Consider the following 1,668-nt stretch of genomic DNA (forward strand, 5'->3'; position numbering starts at 1 on the left):
AAATAAGGTGGAAACCAAGGAATATTAGCATATCTAAAACCTTTTTCATTTTTAATGAAATTTTTCATCATATCATTATCTAATGCAAAAATGGTGTCAGTTTTACCATCCTTATACATATAGGAGATATACTGTTTACCCCAATTGTGTGAATTATAAAAATCGTTAATAGGTGCTGATTGAAATCTGTATTTTTCAGTTTCTATTTCATAAACACTAGGTGAAAAATAATCACACTCGGAAGGTCTTTGACAAAAATATATACCATATTCACCTATAATAGTTGCTTCTTTATCGCTATGTATAAATATATATGAACTACTGTTAGAACTAGAGTAAGTGTTAGGTTTATTATAAATATAATACTCATTTGATGTGCCTCTAAAAATCACCTCTTTTTTAGGTGTGATTTCTAGAGCACAATAACTATGTAAATAGTTTATTCTAAAATCAGGGTCGTAATTATACTCTTCAAAAACATAATAAGTACTTTTGCCACAAGACAATAAGATACTAAACGTTAGTAATGCAATAATTTTTCTCATTGTGTTATAGTTTTTAAAACGGTAATTTCAACGCCTTTTTCTTGTATGATGCGCCATTGTTTTTGGGTATAGGATTTGCGTTCAAAATCGGGGTTAATATCCGATGAATTTGCTTTTTGGTAATAATCCATATAGTTGTCTAAGGTTTCTGATTGGGTTTTCCAGTTAGGATAAACGACTAAACCATCAGCCGTTTCTTTTTCTGTTTTTAAAACTTTAAGTTTATTTTTTAACTCCTCTTTGGTTTGCGCTTGTGTTGCACTCAATTCTTGATTTGAGTCTAAATAAAACTGATGGTTTTCTTCGGATATTAATGCGCCTTCATTTTTAGGGTTTTTTTAAGGTTAATACGGTTTATCAACGTGTAATACTTTGCCCCCAAATTTTCTAGGATCTTTAAAATGTGCGTATTTTAACCTACGACATTTCCTTTTAAATTTATTATAGTCTATCTTTTTTACTTTCACTAAATAAGGTGGAAACCAAGGGATATTAGCACTTCTAAAAGCAACTTCACTTTTAATAAAATCGATCACATTATTAGTTTTAGAAAGCACTAATGAATCTTTGTTCTTTTCATCAAATCCATATTTTATATATTGTTTATTCCAATTTTTAGCATTATAGTAATCATTGATTGAGATAGATTGAAATTTGTATTTTTCAGTTTCTATTTCATAAACATCAGGTGAGAAATAAAAACACTCGGAAGGTCTTTGACAAAAATAGATTCCATATTCATCTATCCAAGTAGCTTCTTTATCGCTATATATATATATATATGAACTACTATTATCATCAAAATAAGTGGTAGGTTTATTATAAATATAATACTCATTAGATGTACCTCTAAAAATCACCTCTTTTTTAGGTGTGATTTCCAGGGCGCAATAACTATCTAAGTAGTTTATTCTAAAATCTGGATCATATTTGTATTTTTCATATACATAATACGTGCTTTTGCCACAAGACAATAAGATACTAAACGTTAGTAATGCAATAATTTTTCTCATTGTGTTATAGTTTTTAAAACGGTAATTTCAACGCCTTTTTCTTGTATGATGCGCCATTGTTTTTGGGTATAGGATTTGCGTTCAAAATCGGGGTTAATATCCGATGAATT

Annotated in this window: 3 protein-coding genes; all 3 read right to left on the reverse strand. The window is 29.0% G+C overall.

Annotated elements, in window-relative coordinates:
• A partial coding sequence (locus B0A78_RS12015; RefSeq protein WP_133065789.1) for a hypothetical protein occupies positions 1-545 on the reverse strand: 545 nt, incomplete at its 3' end.
• Positions 542-811: a hypothetical protein gene (locus B0A78_RS12020; RefSeq protein WP_097609704.1), complete on the reverse strand. Its 270-nt coding sequence runs from the start codon at positions 809-811 to the stop codon at positions 542-544. The genes B0A78_RS12020 and B0A78_RS12015, both read right to left, overlap by 4 nt.
• A gap of 78 nt (positions 812-889) precedes the next feature.
• Complete coding sequence (locus B0A78_RS12025; RefSeq protein ID WP_097609705.1) at positions 890-1,558, reverse strand: hypothetical protein; 669 nt, start codon at positions 1,556-1,558, stop codon at positions 890-892.
• Positions 1,559-1,668: the final 110 nt, after the last annotated feature.

The organism is Flavobacterium columnare NBRC 100251 = ATCC 23463 (assembly GCF_002530675.1).
Lineage (GTDB): Bacteria > Bacteroidota > Bacteroidia > Flavobacteriales > Flavobacteriaceae > Flavobacterium > Flavobacterium columnare.

Coding starts and splice junctions, on each gene's coding strand:
- B0A78_RS12025 (WP_097609705.1), bottom strand. CDS start 1,558: ATGAGAAAAATTATTGCATTACTAACGTTTAGTATCTTATTGTCTTGT.